At 43.3% G+C, this 17,774-nt stretch carries 17 protein-coding genes and 2 other annotated features; all 17 genes read right to left on the reverse strand.

Features of this window, described 5'->3' with window-relative positions:
* Positions 1-9: 9 nt before the first annotated feature.
* Positions 10-801 carry a tryptophan synthase subunit alpha gene (gene trpA / locus P9687_RS09005; protein ID WP_014097355.1) on the reverse strand — a complete coding sequence of 264 codons (792 nt, stop codon included), beginning with the start codon at positions 799-801 and terminating at the stop codon, positions 10-12.
* Complete coding sequence (locus tag P9687_RS09010; RefSeq protein WP_035183857.1) at positions 794-1,198, reverse strand: hypothetical protein; 405 nt, start codon at positions 1,196-1,198, stop codon at positions 794-796. The genes trpA and P9687_RS09010 overlap by 8 nt, the downstream gene beginning before the upstream one ends.
* Positions 1,191-2,396: a tryptophan synthase subunit beta gene (gene trpB / locus P9687_RS09015; protein ID WP_017551421.1), complete on the reverse strand. Its 1,206-nt coding sequence runs from the start codon at positions 2,394-2,396 to the stop codon at positions 1,191-1,193. Before trpB ends, P9687_RS09010 begins: the two co-directional genes overlap by 8 nt.
* Positions 2,374-3,798, reverse strand: a complete 1,425-nt coding sequence (trpCF, locus tag P9687_RS09020; RefSeq protein ID WP_035190606.1) for a bifunctional indole-3-glycerol-phosphate synthase TrpC/phosphoribosylanthranilate isomerase TrpF — start codon at positions 3,796-3,798, stop codon at positions 2,374-2,376. Before trpCF ends, trpB begins: the two co-directional genes overlap by 23 nt.
* A complete protein-coding gene (gene trpD / locus P9687_RS09025) occupies positions 3,799-4,824 on the reverse strand; it encodes an anthranilate phosphoribosyltransferase (RefSeq protein ID WP_026684891.1) in 1,026 nt (341 codons plus the stop codon). It abuts the gene before it with no gap.
* Positions 4,808-5,407, reverse strand: coding sequence for an anthranilate synthase component II (locus tag P9687_RS09030; protein WP_035190608.1), 600 nt, complete (start codon positions 5,405-5,407; stop codon positions 4,808-4,810). Before P9687_RS09030 ends, trpD begins: the two co-directional genes overlap by 17 nt.
* Positions 5,388-6,770 carry an anthranilate synthase component I gene (trpE, locus tag P9687_RS09035; RefSeq protein WP_035190611.1) on the reverse strand — a complete coding sequence of 461 codons (1,383 nt, stop codon included), beginning with the start codon at positions 6,768-6,770 and terminating at the stop codon, positions 5,388-5,390. Before trpE ends, P9687_RS09030 begins: the two co-directional genes overlap by 20 nt.
* Positions 6,771-6,941: 171 nt before the next feature.
* Positions 6,942-7,191, reverse strand: a binding site (T-box leader).
* A 46-nt stretch (positions 7,192-7,237) separates the two neighbouring features.
* Positions 7,238-7,480, reverse strand: a binding site (T-box leader).
* Positions 7,481-7,752: 272 nt separating this feature from the next.
* Complete coding sequence (locus P9687_RS09040) at positions 7,753-8,934, reverse strand: ABC transporter permease (RefSeq protein ID WP_017551428.1); 1,182 nt, start codon at positions 8,932-8,934, stop codon at positions 7,753-7,755.
* Positions 8,931-9,614, reverse strand: coding sequence for an ABC transporter ATP-binding protein (locus tag P9687_RS09045; RefSeq protein WP_014097348.1), 684 nt, complete (start codon positions 9,612-9,614; stop codon positions 8,931-8,933). The genes P9687_RS09040 and P9687_RS09045 overlap by 4 nt, the downstream gene beginning before the upstream one ends.
* Positions 9,615-10,673, reverse strand: coding sequence for an efflux RND transporter periplasmic adaptor subunit (locus P9687_RS09050; RefSeq protein WP_035190615.1), 1,059 nt, complete (start codon positions 10,671-10,673; stop codon positions 9,615-9,617).
* A gap of 285 nt (positions 10,674-10,958) precedes the next feature.
* A complete protein-coding gene (locus P9687_RS09055; protein WP_014097345.1) occupies positions 10,959-11,186 on the reverse strand; it encodes a DUF5970 family protein in 228 nt (75 codons plus the stop codon).
* Between the two features lie 13 nt (positions 11,187-11,199).
* Positions 11,200-11,724 (reverse strand): stage II sporulation protein M, encoded by a 525-nt coding sequence (locus P9687_RS09060; protein WP_035190618.1) that lies wholly within the window; start codon positions 11,722-11,724, stop codon positions 11,200-11,202.
* Positions 11,717-12,418, reverse strand: a complete 702-nt coding sequence (locus tag P9687_RS09065; protein ID WP_014097343.1) for an ABC transporter ATP-binding protein — start codon at positions 12,416-12,418, stop codon at positions 11,717-11,719. Before P9687_RS09065 ends, P9687_RS09060 begins: the two co-directional genes overlap by 8 nt.
* Positions 12,405-13,721, reverse strand: coding sequence for a hypothetical protein (locus P9687_RS09070; RefSeq protein WP_152598496.1), 1,317 nt, complete (start codon positions 13,719-13,721; stop codon positions 12,405-12,407). Before P9687_RS09070 ends, P9687_RS09065 begins: the two co-directional genes overlap by 14 nt.
* Before the next feature lie 397 nt (positions 13,722-14,118).
* Entirely contained in the window at positions 14,119-14,457 is a 339-nt protein-coding gene (locus P9687_RS09075) for an uberolysin/carnocyclin family circular bacteriocin (protein ID WP_035190623.1), read from the reverse strand.
* A gap of 53 nt (positions 14,458-14,510) precedes the next feature.
* The gene (locus P9687_RS09080; protein WP_035190626.1) at positions 14,511-15,083 is read right to left on the reverse strand and encodes a hypothetical protein; all 573 of its coding nucleotides are present in this window, start codon (positions 15,081-15,083) and stop codon (positions 14,511-14,513) included.
* Between the two features lie 645 nt (positions 15,084-15,728).
* Positions 15,729-17,702, reverse strand: coding sequence for a hypothetical protein (locus P9687_RS09085; protein WP_014097339.1), 1,974 nt, complete (start codon positions 17,700-17,702; stop codon positions 15,729-15,731).
* Positions 17,703-17,774: the final 72 nt, after the last annotated feature.

A 17,774-nucleotide genomic window follows, 5' to 3' on the forward strand; every position in this document is an offset into this window, starting at 1 on the left:
CAGGCATTTTTACAGCTGGTTTGGTGCTGCTTGTTGCTTTGCGCTTTCCACAAGCGCGCGGATTTTTTCCGTTTCCCCGTGCTGGAAGAGCTCGATGATTTTGCTCCCGGCCACCACGCCGCTGCAGTAACGGGTTAAACGGCGGACCTGCTCCGGGCTGGAAACGCCAAAGCCGGCAAGAACAGGCACCCGGCTGATGCTTGATAAGAAATCCAGGTAATCCTCGATATTGTCGTGAAAATTTGTACGGGTGCCGGTTGTACCGGTGACCGTGACAGCATACAGAAACCCATCTGAACGGGAGGCGATTTCCTCAAGCCGGTCTTTCGGGCTTGTAATGGCAGCCAGCCGGATGAGCGCCAGGCCGCATTTTGCCAGTTCTCCGGCAATTTCCTCTTCTTCCTCGATGGGCAAATCTGGAATAATCAGTCCGTCAACACCGGCATTCGCGCAGTCTGCTGCAAATTTTTCCAGCCCGTAGGCAAAAACCGGGTTGAAATACGTCATGAGAATAATCGGAACTTGCCTTGGATGGGCTTTTAAATGGTCCAGCACTTTTTTCATTGTCGTACCTGCCTTAAAAGCGCGGAGTCCTGCCGCCTGGATGACCGGGCCGTCTGCGACCGGGTCGGAAAACGGAATGCCAAGTTCAATTGCCGTTGCCCCGCAAGCTTCTAAAAACGCAAGCCTTTTCTCCGTCTCTTCCATTCCGCCGTCCCCTGCCATAATATAAGGGACAAACGCTTGATCACCGCGTGCAAGAACCGTTTCAAACTGTGCTTCCAATTTTTGTTTACCCATTGTTTTCCCCTCCAAACAAGCGGCTGACCGCTCCTTCATCTTTGTCCCTGCGCTCCAAGAGGCTAGCAGCGACCATTTTTGCCGGTTTCAGCGCAAAACTGCTACCATGTATGCTTTCCAGGGCCGGAATGTTACCTATTCCAAACAAGCGGCTGACCGCTCCTCCATCTTTGTCCCTGCGCTCCAAGAGGCTAGCAGCAATCGTTTTTGCCGATTGCAGCGCAAAACTGCTACCATGTGTGCTTTCCAGGGCCGGAATTTCACCTATTCCAAACAAGCGGCTGACCGCTCCTCCATCTTTGTCCCCGTGCCCCAAGAGGCTAGCAGCAATCGTTTTTGCCGATTGCAGCGCAAAACTGTTGCCATGTGTGCTTTCCAGGGCCGGAATTTCACCCATTGTTTTCCCCTCCAAGCAAGTGGCTGACTGCTTCTACATCTTTGTCCCCGCGCCCCGACAGGCAAACGGCGATTGTTTCGTCTTTCCCCATTGTTTTTGCCAGTTTCAGTGCAAAACTGATAGCATGTGCGCTTTCCAGGGCCGGGATAATGCCTTCTGTCCTTGAAAGCAACCGGAATGCATCCAATGCTTCATCGTCATTCACGGACGTATACGTAACCCGGCCCGTTTCTTTTAAATAGCTGTGTTCCGGCCCGACTCCCGGATAATCAAGCCCGGCCGATACCGAATAAGCTTCCTGGATTTGCCCGTCGTCATTTTGCAGCAGATATGTTTTCATGCCGTGAAGTACGCCGAGTTTGCCGTCGCTTAAAGACGCCGCGTGCTTTCCTGTTCCAAGGCCGGCGCCGCCCGCTTCCACGCCGAACAATTTTACGGACTTATCTTCCACAAATGGATAAAACATGCCGATCGAATTGCTGCCGCCGCCGACACAGGCGACAACTGCATCGGGAAGTTTGCCTGTCTGTTCTACAATCTGTTTTTTCGTTTCTTTCCCAATCACACTTTGGAAATCGCGGACAATTTGCGGAAACGGATGCGGGCCGACTGCTGAACCCATAATGTAGTGCGTGTCTTCCACATGGGCAACCCAGTAGCGGAGTGCCTCGTTGACCGCATCCTTCAATGTGCCGCTGCCCTGCGCCACACTTTTGACCTTTGCACCGAGCAATTCCATTCTGAATACATTGAGCTTTTGCCGGCGGATATCTTCTTCCCCCATAAAAATCATGCATTCAAGGCCGAGCAGCGCGCACACAGTTGCTGTTGCCACTCCGTGCTGGCCGGCGCCCGTTTCGGCAACGACTTTCTTTTTTCTCATTCTAAGCGTAAGCAGCGCCTGGCCGACTGTGTTGTTGATTTTATGTGCCCCCGTATGATTCAAATCTTCGCGTTTCAGGAAAATTTTCGGGCCGCCGCCAAGCTTTGTTAAGTTTTCTGCAAAATAAAGCGGGGTTTCACGACCGACATATTGCTTCAGCAGTTTCTCCAATTCCGCATGAAAAGCCGGATCGTTCATGGCTTCATGATAAGCTTGCTCGAGTTCTTTAACAGCTGGCATCAAGGTTTCCGGGACGAATCTCCCCCCGAAAGTCCCGAAACGGCCGTTTGTATCAGGCAGTTTGTATGTTTGCATTATCGTCACGCTCCTCTAATTTTTGAAATGCTTTTCTTGCTGCTTGCACAAAGGTTTTGATTTTATCCGGGTCTTTTTCCCCGTTTGTCTCCACCCCGCTTGAAACGTCGACGATATGCGGCCGGGCGGAAAGAATCGCGGCTTCGACATTTTCCGGTGTGAGCCCGCCGGCAAGCACCACCGCCCGCTCATCCGATAGCGCCTTTGCCAATTCCCAGTCAAACGCCTTTCCGTTACCGCCGCGATATTTTCCGCCGGCGCTGTCCAAAAGCACCAGATCGCACCGGTAATCGTGTATCGCTTCGAGATCAGCATCTGTCCTTACCGGGAAAGCCTTGATTACCGGATAAGGGATTTGCGCGACGTCTTCTGCTGTTTCATCACCGTGCAGCTGCAGGTAATCGAGCCCGGCCCGCTCTGCAATTTCCGCCATTTTTTCAGGCGATTCATTGACGAATACGCCCACTTTTTCGATAGAATCCGGCAACGCTTCTGCAATCTGTGCTGCTTTTTCCGGTGTAATCTTCCGTTTGCTTTCGGCAAATACAAAGCCGATCATGTCCGCCCCTGCAGAGACAGCCGCTCGGGCCGCTTCAAGCGTGCGAATGCCGCAAACCTTGACTTTCCGTTTCTCCGGGAGACCGGTCAGTCTTTTTATTGCCGTTTCCGGGTCGTTTGCACGCATCAGCGTTTCCCCGACTAAAATCCCTTTTGCCCCGGCATGTTCAGCGCGAACGACATCTTTCCGGGTGCGGATGCCGCTTTCACTAATCACAAGCACATCCGGATTTGAGATTTTTGGCGCGAGCTTTTTGGCAACGCCGAGATCAACGTCAAACGTCTTTAAATTGCGGTTGTTGATGCCGATAATCCGGGCCCCTGTTTCCACAGCGGTTTCCAGTTCCGCTTCATTGTGCACTTCAAGCAGCACTTCAAGGCCGGCGCCCCGGGCATAATCGTACAGCTGACGGAGCCTTTCGGGGGAAAGAGCCGCTGCGATCAGGAGAATTACGCTTGCACCATATGCTTTTGCCCGGTCGATCTGAATTTCGTCGATGATAAAATCTTTGCAGAGAACCGGAAGCCGGACTGCATCGCTTACGGCTTTCAAATCTTCCACCGATCCTTTAAAAAAGATTTCATCCGTTAAAACGGAAATGGCGCCGGCGCCTGCTTTTTCGTAGGCAAGCGCCTGCCGGATGGGATCCACGCCCGTTCGGATATCCCCTTTTGATGGGGAGGCCCGTTTGATTTCAGCAATGATGCTTGTTTTTTCGGCCTGCATAAATGTTTCATAAAGAGAAGGGGCTTTGCGCGCGTTTGGGGCAAAAGCCTTTCCTGCAGCTTTGATACGGGCCACTTCTTTTTCTTTTTCGGCTAAAATCTTTTCTAAAAATGCCATTTAAATCGCCTCCTGCGTGAGTTTCCGGCTCGCTTCAATGAGCGCGTGCAGTTTTTCAAGTGCCGCGCCCGATTCGATTGCCTGCTCCGCAATCCGGATCCCTTCTTTTACCGTCTCTGCCCGCCCTGCAGCAAAGAGCGCAAGCCCGGCATTGAAGAGCACCGTATCACGATAAGCACCTTTTTCTCCCTTCAATACTGACAGCAAAATATCGCTGTTTTTTTGTGCATCGCCGCCGCGGATCGCTTCAAGCGGGTAATACGGCAAACCGACTTCTTCCGGCGTCAGCGTAAACGTGGTAATTTTCCCGCCGTCGAGCAGCGCAAAATGGTTTTCCCCCGATAAAGATGCTTCATCAAGATAGCCGGCGCCATTGACAACGAGCGCGCGTTTTCTGCCAAGGCGGCCAAGTACTTCTGCCATCGTCCTGAGCATATCGCGCCGGTAAAGCCCAAGCAGTTGTGTTTCCAGGTTCATCGGGTTTGTGAGCGGGCCGATCAGGTTAAAAATCGTCGGGATCCGCAAATCTTTCCGGATTTTCATCATTTTTCCGAGGGCCGGATGGACATTCGGGGCAAACAGGAAGACGATGCCGATTTCTCTCAGCAAGCCTTCAATTTCTTCCGCCGGGAAAGACAAGGAAATCCCGAGTTTTTCAAGGACATCGGCGCTTCCGGTCTGGCTTGAGACGCTGCGGTTGCCATGTTTGGCGACCTTCACGCCGCTTGCCGCCAGCACAAACGCGGAGGTCGAGCTAATATTAAAACTGTGGCTGCCGTCCCCGCCCGTCCCGCAGTTGTCCATCAGTCCGGGAACGCTGCACGGAACCGGCACGGCTTTTTCACGGATCACTTCGACCAGCCCGGCAATTTCTTCCGCCGTTTCGCCTTTGCATTTCAAGACGGCCAAAAATGCGCCCATCTCCCCTTCTGTCACTTCATCTGAAAACAGTGCGCGGGATGCTTCCCGCATTTCTTCAAACGTCAGCCCTTCTTGTGCCAAAATTTTTTCAAGATACGGTTTCAACTTTCTCATCCTTTCTGATTTCGCGTAAAAAATTTTCAAGCATCTGTTTGCCGGTTTCCGTCCCGATCGACTCGGGATGAAACTGGACGCCGAAGCATGGGGCGGATTGATGTTGAATGGCCATGATTTCGCCGTCATCAAGAGATTCGGCAACCACTTCCAGGACTTCCGGGATCTTTGTCCGGTCCATGACAAGCGAGTGGTAGCGCATCACTTCGACCGGATCCGGCAGGCCGCTGAAAATTCCTTTCCCCTCATGGCGCACAAGCGAAGTTTTGCCATGCTTGATTTCTTTTGCTTTTGTGATCCCTCCCCCGAATGCCGCGGCGATTGCCTGATGGCCGAGGCAGACGCCGAGCAGCGGGATTTGCCGGTAAAATGTTTTAACGACTTCAATGGAAATGCCGGCATTTTCCGGCACCCCGGGCCCCGGCGAGAGGACAATCGCTTCCGGCTTGAGCCTTCTGATTTCATCCACGGTGATCCGGTCATTGCGGAACACCTTTACTTCCTCCCCAAGTTCGCAAAAATACTGATACAAGTTGTAAGTAAAAGAGTCATAGTTATCGAGCAATAAAATCATGTGTCTGTACCTCCAGAATCGATCTCGCCTTGTTGAGCGTTTCTTCATACTCTTTTTCCGGATCGGAATCGTAGACAATGCCTGCGCCCGACTGCAAATAAGCGGTGTTGTCTTTAATCAGGAGCGAGCGGATGGCGAGCGCAAAATCGATGTCGCCGTTCAGGTTGATATAGCCAACCGCTCCCGCGTACATGCCGCGCTTCAGGGTTTCCAGGCTGTTGATGATCTGCATCGCGCGGATTTTCGGCGCGCCTGATACCGTGCCGGCCGGGAGACAGGAGATGAGCGCATCAATTCCGCTAAAACCGTCCCGCAATTTTCCCCGTACTTCCGAAACGATGTGCATCACATGCTGGAACCGCTCGACTTCCATATATTTTTGCACCCGGATGCTGCCGGGCTCGCACACCCGGCCGAGGTCGTTCCGGCTCAGATCAACGAGCATTTTATGTTCGGCAAGTTCTTTTTCATCGTGTAAAAGCTCGTTTTCAAGTCGCTCATCTTCTTCCGGGACTTTGGCGCGCGGGCGCGTTCCCGCAATCGGGTTCGTATATACCACACGCCCCTTCGTTTTGATCAGGCTTTCCGGCGATGCCCCGAGGATGACATAGCCGCCGAAGTCGAGATAAAACATGTACGGGGACGGGTTCGCTTTCCTTAACTTCCGGTAAAAATAGAACGGGTCGTGCGAGAGCGTCCCTTTCATGCGCTGTGAGAGGACAACCTGGAAAATGTCCCCGTTTTCGATATGCTGTTTTGCGGTTTCGACCATCTCCATAAATGCCTGTTTTTGAATGGCCGGGGCAAAATCAACCGGGCCATAGTCGACAAATGGTTCTGCGCTCGTCTGCTGGCGAATCGCTTTTTCCATTGCCGCAAGACTTTTTTCTATTTCCTCCCCGTCTTCCCCGGTTGAAACAAGGTAGACGGTCTGGCTTTTATGGTCGTAAACAGCTATGTTTTGGTACAGCATCAAATGCAGATCGGGGATTCCTGTTTCATCTTCCGGCACACGGCCGATCTCTTCATACTGGCGGATGGCGTCATAGCCGATATAGCCGACCGCCCCGCCGTAAAACGGAAAGGGAAGCTGAATGCCAAGACGCGGCAACAGGTCTTTGACAATATCGAGCGGCTTTCCTTTTTTTATTTCTCGCCGTCCTGTCATCCGGTCAATCACTTCCAGTTCATCATCCCGCCCGATGAACGCTTTTACCGGATCAGCCCCGATAAAAGAAAACCGGCCGTTGCTGTCATTTGGCAGCGAACTTTCGAACAAAAACTTGCATTTTCCTTTCAGTCTCGTAAAAATCATGATAGGCGTTAAAACGTCGCCGTTTAGCTTAACCATTTTGTATTGCATCCGTCCGCTCTCCTTTTTTATTAATGGTTACAACTAGGTGGTTTTTCGCGCTCCGGCTGCCACCTGGCTGAACCGGCTAGATATCCTTCACTTAACAGGCGGGTTCCGATTACAGATCCCGGTTCCCGGCTAAATAAAAAACGTCCTCTGCCCGCAGTTATATGCTGCAGGACAGAGGACGTTTTCCAACGCGGTGCCACCTCTTTTGAAAGGATTTAAAACCTTTCCGCTCATTCGGGTACGGAGCAAGCCACTCTTTATACCCTATCCCTGTAACGGGGGAATCCGTGTTTCCCTACTACACAGTTCAGGAAACCTCTCATAAGCCCATTCTGCAAAGGCAGTTCGTGCCGGACTCCCACCCACGCCGGCTCTCTGGAACGCTTGCCATTTGCATACTCTTCTTACTCAACGATTTTCTTTTATGGAATTTTTTTAACGGAACGCAAAAAGGGTTCCCAATCCATGTAAAGGACGGGGAACCCGCGGTGCCACCTTTATTGGCTTAATCAGCCCGGCTTTGACGGTATCAGGGAAAAACCGTAATACCTGCCTTTTGTAACGATAAGGCATTCGCCAAAGCCTACTCCGGAATCGTTTCGGTTTGGAAGCTCGGAAGCCCATTCGCCTGCACGTCATCACCGGTTCGCACCACCCACCGGCTCTCTTCGGAATCCACACAGGTTACTCTTCTTCTTCATCGCCTGAAAAATGTTTCATTGATTGATTATTATCTTAATGCTGAAAATAAGAATTGTCAACCTTCATTTCAAAAATTTTTTTATTTTTTTCAGCCCATTTTTCCAAGTAACATTTGGCGGACAAACCTTGTCTTCCTTGTGAAAAAGTGACTTGGCCTACCCGGGAAAAAATACGCGAAAGGGCACGCATGGCCACTTCGTTCGAAGAAGGGGTCCGGTTAGGACATTTTACTTTGCACATTCATCATTGTTTAGACCACTGTATTCTTCCAATCAACATCCTAACGCAAAATATCGATCAAGTTCTTATTGGCTGCATTTTTAGCCGGCAATATGCCAAATAGAATGCCGACAAAGGTAGAGACGCAAAAAGCGAGTAAAAAGCTTCCTACACCGATCACGGCACGGAAAGGTAAGAAGAGCGAAATGAGCCACGCGAGTCCACCACCTATCCCAAAACCAATCAAGCCGCCTATTCCCGTCAACAACACCGCTTCCAAAAGGAACTGGAATAAGATATTCTTTGGGGTTGCGCCGATAGCGAGACGAATGCCAATTTCCCGGGTACGTTCAGAGACAGAAATATACATCATGTTCATTACCCCAATCCCAGCAATAAACAGCGAAATCCCGGCAATTGCGCTAATGAAGTAGGTTAAACTGTTAATGACTGATCCAATGCCTTTCAAGATTTGCCCCATTTCTATATGCTCATAGCTCCCCTGCAAATGATGGCTGCCCTGCTTGTTGAGCAGGCTGACGATTTTTTTTGTTTGTTTACTGACGTTTTCCCCGCGATTGAAGACCAGTTTTAATTTATTTCCCACGTTGCTGATATTACTTTTCTTATAAACCTTTTTGGGAATCATTATATCATGAAAATCATCGGCATTTTCAAAGACTCCGATAACATGGTAGCTAATCCCATTCACGATGACAGCCGTATCTAAGGCACGATTGGGTTGAATATAAATAGAAGCCGCCAATTTTTTTGAAATTAAAGCAACAGGATCAGCGAATGTGATATTATTTTGAGAGATATTATGGCCAGCAGAAATCTCTTGTTCCGAAGAAGAACGTTTAAGAAGCTTTACTGTTACGTTTTGTTCGCTACCATTTAGCGAAGCCTGGACATCGACTGTCCCATTGTCATCGTTAATAATATGAGCCTCTGCCAGTCCGAAGCTTGCCCCGGCGGAATTTAATAACGATAGATCCGACTCATTAAAACCAGATTCGGCCGCGTTCAAATCGTCAGCATAATACTCCACGACAGTTGACTGCTTGCCCGAATTGGACGCCTGTAAATTTTTAAGAGTTGCTTTCTCAACGCCTTTACCTAAGGAAATAATCGTAATCACCGAGGCAATGCCGATAACGATGCCCAACATTGTTAAAATACTTCGCCTTCGATTCGCCAAAAGCGAACGTATTGCAGTAAAAAACAGTTCGGCTGCCCTCATTTGCTGACGCTCCTATCGCTTTCAATCCGGCCATCCATAATTTGAATCATACGTTGGCTCTGGCTGGCAACTTGGTAATCGTGCGTAACCATAATAATGGTGGATCGTAATTTTTGATTTAAGTCAAGGAACAGTTTTAAAATCTCTTGCGAAGTATGCCTGTCAAGTGCGCCAGTGGGCTCATCGGCCAGTAAGAAACTCGGCTTGGATATAAGGGCGCGGGCAATGGCAACACGCTGTTGCTGGCCGCCCGACAGCTGGGACGGCAACTTTTTAGCAATTCCTTTTAAATGCACACTTTGCAATACATTATTCACTCGTTCGCCGATGTCCTTTCGGCGGTATCCGGCATAAAGCAACGGTAAACCAACATTCTCAGCAACCGTTAAATTCGCAATCAGTTTAAAATTTTGGAAAACGAAGCCCACGTTTTGATTTCGCAACTTTGCATAGTCTTTTGATGACTTGCCAATTACCGAATTCCTCTTAAACAAGTATTCACCCTCAAATTGATTATCAAGAAAGCCAATGATATTAATGAGCGTTGATTTGCCCGAACCCGACGGCCCCATAATTGCCACGAACTCTCCTTGATTAATTTCCAAAGAAATATCCTTCAGCACATGAATTTTTTCATCTCCTTGTTGATAATACTTGTTGAGCCGTTCTAATCGAATCAATCAGTTCACCTTCGCTCCATCTTTTAGTCGTTTGTCCGGATCAGCCACAATACGATCGCCGGGGTGCAATCCGCTTTTGAGGGTGTAGAAACCGTTCTGTTTCTCTACCGCCACAGTGCGAAAACGTGCTTTTCCATTTACGACTAAATAAACGGCCGTTTGACCATTCTTTTTGATAATGGCTTTGCTCGGAAGCTTTATTTGCTTTTGTGGTATTGTGATTTGCACGCTTTGGCCTGCCATAAAGCGGCGATCCACATCGACCGTGAAGTCATACATTGAAAAGCCTTTCTTAGTAGCGGTTTTTGAGGGTATTTTGGAAATAAACTGAATGGTTGTGGTCTGCCTCTTCCCGTTTGCCAAGGCCTTAATAACCACTTTACTCCCTACACGCAACTTGTCATAGTCATATTCGGAAACACTCGACTGGACCTCTAAAGCATCCGAGCTGATGCTGTATTGCGATTGGCCGCTATTATTAGTGGAAATACTCACCACACCATCAAACGGTGCTTTTAACCTGCCCTCCACTCTATTCTCCAGCTGATTTAATTGATCCTGTTGATTTTGCAAACCAGCTTCTGTATCTCGATAGGTATTCTGATCTCTTGCAATTTCAAGATTCAGCTCCTCTTTATTCTCTTCTTGGTGTACTGCTGATAATTTCTTTTTAAGATAAGCAATGTTTTGTTTTTGAACCGCTAAGTCGCGCTGTATTTTTAAAATACTCTGTTTCACCTCAGTAATCTTCTCTATGATTTCGTTATTATGGGTTGTTAAGAGAACATCCCCTTTTTTCACTTCATCACCGTTCCGTACATTTACTTTTTGTACTGTACCATCCGGTAGTTGCAAATTCTGTGTCTGCTTTGCTGAAACCTTCCCTGTTTCAACTAACGCCGGAGTATATTTGACCACATATTGCTGGTAATGGGGTTCGCTTTTTAAACTTGCATTCGTCCTTAAAACAATTACCAAGCACAGCACTCCAAAAAGGGCGGCAATAATAATCAAAGCAATAATGAGATTTTTCTTCCCGTTAGCTGTCTCTTCATTCATGATAAAACCTCGTTCATAAATATGTTTTTATTTCTTGTTAATAAATGTGGCTTAAAACGCAACTATGGAAATCTACTTTTTAAAATCGATAACGGCAATGACGGCTGTTATTAACGATATGCAAAGTGCGAGGAGGCCAAAAATAACTGCCACCATATTTAATGTTCTATCCGGAAGATTCCAACCTATAAGTTCAAAAACCGGCTTGACTGTAACTGCTAGAATAAAAAATATAAGTGCAACTATAAAAATTGCATACTTGTTAACCAACTATCCCATCTCCTTTCAGGCAAAATATAAAAGAACACTGCCGATTAAGTTTACAATAAATACTGTGATAAATAGTATTCGTGCAAAAATCTTTTTAAATGGGCTAAACAAAAACATATATAAACCAAATAACCCGAAAGTACTTACTGGCAATAAAAATGGATAATAATGGGATATAATCAATCCGAAAGCTAAAACAAGCGGAATTCCAATCAAATATAAGATTTCACCTATTTTTTTCATTTTCCTATCCTTTCTATTTGAATAATGGTGTCAAATAGGTTTCTATTAAACCGCTGATCATAATAAATAGCATTACCACAATTAGTAATAGCAGTATATTTGTAAAATAATCTTTGATAAAGTTGCTGATATTTTTCTTGTGGAACAATTGAGGAATTAGAGTAATACCTTTAAAACCAATTACTCCACTTACAATTAAAGCAGGAATTTCGAATATTCCATGTGGTAAAATCAATAAAACAATTTTTAATACACCAAAGTCCAGATTATTCATAATGGATTCGCCAAGGATTAATCCATTTGTAAATAAATATAAAATTGTAGTTAAACCAAACGTAAAAAAACCGGAAATGATCAGACCGCACGCTAATAAATTATTGTCAATTAGATGTATCAGACTAGATGTTGTATTTAAACTTCCGCTTTTATTAACTGGATCAGCGGATGTGATACCGTATACAAAACCCGAAACATAGATTGCTGTTGTAATCGTCAACAAAATCCAATTGTTTCTTAAAATAGAGGGAACTTTATACATATATGTTTTCTACTTCCTCCTCTAATTTATCCAAGCTATAATCTTGCACGGTTATTTTTCTGGCAAGTTTGCCTTCATGGATGATTGCTATTTGGTTGCAAACAGAATGAGCTAATTCTAATAAGTGAGTTGTTATGAGCACTGTTTTTCCTTTATCCGTGTAATCTTTTAGAAATTTCCTTATAACCTTACTTGATTTTAAATCTATTCCCGTAAGCGGTTCATCTAATATTAAAATTTGAGGCTCATGTATTAGAGCAGCCGCTATCGAAATCTTTTGCTTCATTCCATGAGAATACGTTTTTATTAATTGATCTTTCTCATTATACAATTCAAAATCATTAAGGATATTCGCGGCAAATTCGACAATTTTCTTTTTTGGCACATTAAACATTCCGCCAACAAAATACAGATACTCTTCTCCCGTAAGATATTCGTATAAAATAGCGTGATCCGGTACAAATCCTATAAGATTTTGCAATGCATAATTTTTAATGTCTTGTTTTTCTCCATTTATGGTGACTTCCCCACTATCAGGAACCATCATCCCTGCAATAATTTTTAACAAAGTTGTTTTCCCTACACCGTTTGTCCCTAATATTCCAAAAAAATCGCCGTCTTTAATTTCCAGAGAAAGCCCCCTCAGAACAATTTTTTTATCGAATCGTTTTTTAATATTTTTAATCTCTATCATTCAAAATGTACCTCTCATTCATGTTAATCTTTTTTAGATATAACATAGAGAATAAATAATTAAGTAAAGTAAAAACAATCATAACTGTCCCAAGGCTTAAAAGTATAATTGAAGAAAAAGTACTGAATTTCATTAACAGGAAACTGACGAGACTTATCATTTGTAATATAATGACAAAGATACATCCTTCGTAGATATGTTGAAATGTTTTTGCTTTACTTGATTCCCCGATTTCATAGAAATGCTCCCAGTTCTTTTTTGGATACAGTAAAACACTACTTGTTTGAATAAGGCTATATAAATAACCGTTACACAAAAATATAATAAAAAATACAAAATGAAGCAGAATGAAATAAGGTTGCCAGAAAAAAGAAATAAAAGTTAGAAAAATCGTTAGAAACCAAACAATAAGATTATAATTTCTTAATTTTGGTTTTGCTAATTCCCATAAATTAAATACATTAGAATAAAAAATATGGTAATTTTTTAAATCTAATTCAACGGAAAGAATCATTTTTATTGCATCTCCAACAAGCTGATAGAACAATGAAGAAATTAAAAAAGCGGAAATAATCGATGCTTGAACAGGATAGCCACTAAAGTATCTTAAGATAAAAGGGAAACCAAATCCAAGAAAAAACATAACCAAAAATAGCATGTTGCCAAGATTTCTAAAAAAGAAACCATCGATTCTTAATAGAAAAGCTCTATCTTTATGTAAGATACAATAAAATATTTTCTTTTTATTTGCTAGCGGTATTGTGTTTGAGTAAACTCGATTATTTAATTTCGTGTACTCTATTAAGTCGAATCTCTCTAAAGTTTTGCTCCATATTATATATACAAGCACACATGAAACCGCCAAAATTGAAACAATGATTAAGTCGGAGGAAATGTTATTTTTACAAATTACTTGATAAGGGTTTGCCACTTTAAAATAATAAAATATTTTAGTATGGGATAATTCATACAGGGACTGTACAATATTAAATTTATTCAGCAAATAAAATCCGAAGAAGCCAATAATCACAGGTACCAATAGGTTAATAATTAATGCAATTATTTTTATAATGGATGATTTTAATGCTCTTGACCATAAAATTGATAAAATATATGGAATGTAAGAGAATAACAACGACAAGAAAAAGTTAACAAAGAAATACATAAGTACTATGAGAAGCAAATCAAATATACCGATAATTGAGTTTTGGGTTAGGTTTAAAGCTAATAAAACGGGTATTAATATTAAAATACTTGTTAGCATTGCTTTTTCAATAGTTTTATATACTAAAACAGATTTCAACTGAACAATCCTAATCCTTCTATTTTGATGGATTAACTTTCTTTCATCTTTTAAAAAATAGTCTCTATTGTTTTTGAAAAAACTTAGGGACGAAGCGATTTGTTCAATGAAAATGAATACCAACAGTAACTGTAAATATGTATTTGGGAGCATGTATTTCTTACTAATATAAAACGACAAAATAAACACTAGTAATGAAGTGAGAAAGATAAAGGATAATAAAGCATAAAAGGCCTTTTTAACCCCAATATGATTCAGATTCCAATCGTCTAATTTTTTTCTTGTCTTTGAGAGCATATTAAATTTCACAATATAATACAGTATACTATAATTATTATTTTTCATAAACTCGTCAACTCTTTCTTCAAACTAAAAAAGGGGGGGCAGGTAATGCTAATTACCAAGCTGCCGCGTACTTTTTACCGTATTTTTTGATCATCGCTTTAGCAGTAGCGACAACAGCGTAAGAGATAGCTCCAGCGCCTGTAACAACACCAATTAAAGAAATAATTGATGCAATCGTTGAAGCAGTATCGATAATATCGATAGCCTTCTTTGCTGCGGCGGTGGAAATGCCAAGAGTGCTTGCTAAGTAAGCATTGCCAGGCAAAACTGCAGTTTGATGAATAGTGATTTGTAGTGTGCTGATATACGCAACCGATGACAGAGTGGCGAGTACCAGCCCAATTACCACAAACAGAAATACCCTTTTTTTGTTAGATAAGCTGTTTACCATACATTTCACTCCAATCTTAATTTTTATATATATAGTTTAATAGCCCCCCATTATTAAACTATATAATTTAGAAAATAAGAGAGACCGATATTTACAAATTTAATCAGCAAATAAATGAGTGTTAAATAAAATACTTTTTTTCTGTTGCTTGATAAAATATTAACTCCTAAAAGGAAAAATAAAACAGTACTTAACCATAAAAAAGGATCCGCTATTTGTGAAAGAAAACTCTGCTTTCCAACAATATAGATTTTGCTTGTATTTGCATGAAACAGATTTACTATGCCTGCTATGACAAGTTTAAATGAAAGAAATAATGAAGTTAGGGAATAAACTAATAAATAATCTTTTTTCTTTTTTTTAATTCCAAACAGGAATCCAAAAAAAGCAACCACTAAAGCTCCTATTAATATGCCAACTATTGACGTAAGCACCGTAAAACTTTGAACAGCATAAAATATTACATTAATTGAAGAGCCAAGATGATTTTCTTTATCAACCTGAGACCAAAACAAATTTAGCGCTTTTTGATGAATACAGTATTGAAAAAAAGCATTAAATATTACTATAAAAAATAAAGAAATAAAAATCCAATAAGTATTTGATGATGTTATTTCTTTTTTCATTTGTTTATCTCTCCATTAATTGTTTAATATTGTTAATAGTTGAATTCTTCAATCCTTTTTCCTCAACCCATAAGAAAATCAAGGATATTTTTTATCAGTTATTAAGGACATTAAAAACTTTAGAAAGATACACTAATCAATGTATCTGATACTCATATTTTAATAGGCCCTAGAGCCATTGTCACCGAAATCTTTGTGTGGTATTACCGAAAAATTTGTGTGGTATCACCGAAAAAAAGTGGACAGATGCTACCCAAACATTGATGGCTAATACAAAAAAGCGGAATTCTGTGCGAATCCGCTCTATCCATGGATTTTTATATGAATCAGCGAAATAATCCTCATTTTTTTACTCTATCTGCTGGCCTCAGGCATGTACCTTATTTTTGTTTTAATTTCAAATGTCTTTTATTATTCCTTATGTTCTACAATGGTTATTACCCTAGAAACAATAGTAGTAAAAAGAATAATCCAGCGATTTCCCTAAAAAGAAAGAAGTCCCACAAAAATCTCAATCCAAAAAATATTTCATAGAATGAAAAGTTGGAAACCAACTTCGTTTATATAACAGAAAACAGTTCAGATTGCACATTAAATAAAATGACCATTTAAACATTTTTCATATAAAATTGTCTGAGACTGCCATCAAATTCGACGTCTGATAACACCATTGAAACAATAGCGCGTAGCAAAAAGATGACTTAACGGTACGACAAGCAATCCATATACTGCTATCACAAGTACGGCTTCCATCGCATCTGGCCTTTGTAGCATGACAACAATGCCCGCAAGGCCGGTACCAATTAGCAATTCCTTGACCACACGATTCCATAAAATCCGTGCCCAAGATTGACCCGCCAACCGAAGCGGGAAGTCATGTTTCGCCCGTAATATCGCGGTAATCAACGCACTGATCACTGTTGCGACAGTGAAAGCAACCACCAAGGCAATCAGCGCAAAGCTCTGCAACCTTACAACATTCGCTGCAAACTGCGCTTGAAGAATCCCATCTTCAGCAATGTAAGCAATATGAAGTTCACCATGAATGCCGTGTTCGCGTAACGCGCGCACATCAAGGCCGTGATTTTTTAACAATTGCTGTGTAGCAGCCACACCGGTAAACACAATGTTACTAGTTGAAGCCATGGAGGTTAGTGTAGAATCGTTAAATGCATCATAAATCGATGGCACAACAACGACCAGGACATCGTCAGCAAAGTGAAGACTTTGGCCCCCACCTCCTTGGGCCACTGGTAACTGAAACCCTTTTACTGGTTGCATAAACTGAAGCTGTCCGAATGATTCCCTAGAAAAACCATGCCTTGATAGAAGTTTAGTCTCTTCACGAACCATTTGAATGAGTCCCTTTGGAATACTGCGATAAGGTACCGGTTTAACAGCTGACTGTGGTGCACCCTTAGTCACTAGGTCGAGCCAACGCTGGTTCACGAATGAGACTGCTGAATACTTTCCAGAATCAGCCGGTAATCCCATTTCTTTGGTAAAAGTATAAGATAGAGCAACCTTATCACGCGATTCAGCTTCTTTTACTAATTTGCCAATTTGGGGTTCCAAGCTGTCCATTTCATCAACATCTGTTGCAAATACAATGGCGACTTGGTCTGCCAATTGCTTCCACTGTGCCATTTCAGCTGCCATAGCTGAAGAGTGTTTGTATGTAGACCATGCGGGTCCGGCCGCAGCAACCACCAGTAGAAAAGTTAATACTTGAATCACAATTGCCGCTACACGCAGGCTCTTTACTGCTGGTTGTCTGGTGGCAAGCATGGTGGCGCTCGGCCAGGCAGAAGCCGACATAACAAACGCTACGAATAGGGATACACCGATGATTGCAACTTGTAGACTTACTAAAGCTTTGAGAAAGGCACCTACGTACATCCAGCCATGAAATATACCTACATAGCCTGCTGAAACCACCACCACGACTAACGCCGCAAGCAGTAGTGCACCACCGAACCCTGATAGATCCTGCATTTGGATTTGTACGGTTGGACATCCACCTAAAACACGGAGCGCTCGCCCGCGTGCTCTCAACGACAACCAAAACAACGCCAGTGCGGCGATTAGCGCAAAAGCTGCAACAACAGCAGCAGCAAATCCCCTTTCCCGCACCACAAATTCTAGACTGCGAAAAATTGACGCATCCGTACGACTCACCTTAACACCTGATTGCTTTAACGAGTTCACCAACTCATTCAAGTGGGTTTCCTTTCCGGTCACTAAATATAAACCATCAGGGTAAGAAGTGGCAAGTCTCTCCTTCCCAACGATCTTACCTGTACCTTCGCCGCCAAACCAAGTAAATTCCTTGGGGAAGCCCTCATTATTAAGTGCCACGAAAATCTGAGCATCGCCATCCCCCTCAAGATCCGGTGCAACCTTGACTAGTCCCAGACCCCAGCGTGCATCTAATTTCTCCAACGTGTCAAATGCCTTAGTAATGGAAATATTTGATTCGCTAAAGTCTAGGCTAATCCTACTCCCAGTATGAATGGCTTGCGGAAAGTCTCGATCATATAGGCCTGTGATAATTGCAGCGAGCAACGCAAGTAGTGCAAACAAGGCACTCGCAACCACCACGATAATACGCTTATACACAGATAAACCCTCCATGAACGTCAGAAACTCGACTCACCGTTTCCCAATGTTTTTTACTCAAGTTTCGGACTT

Origin of the sequence: Weizmannia sp. CD-2023 (assembly GCF_036225245.1) — a bacterium.
GTDB lineage: Bacteria > Bacillota > Bacilli > Bacillales > Bacillaceae_C > Weizmannia > Weizmannia faecalis.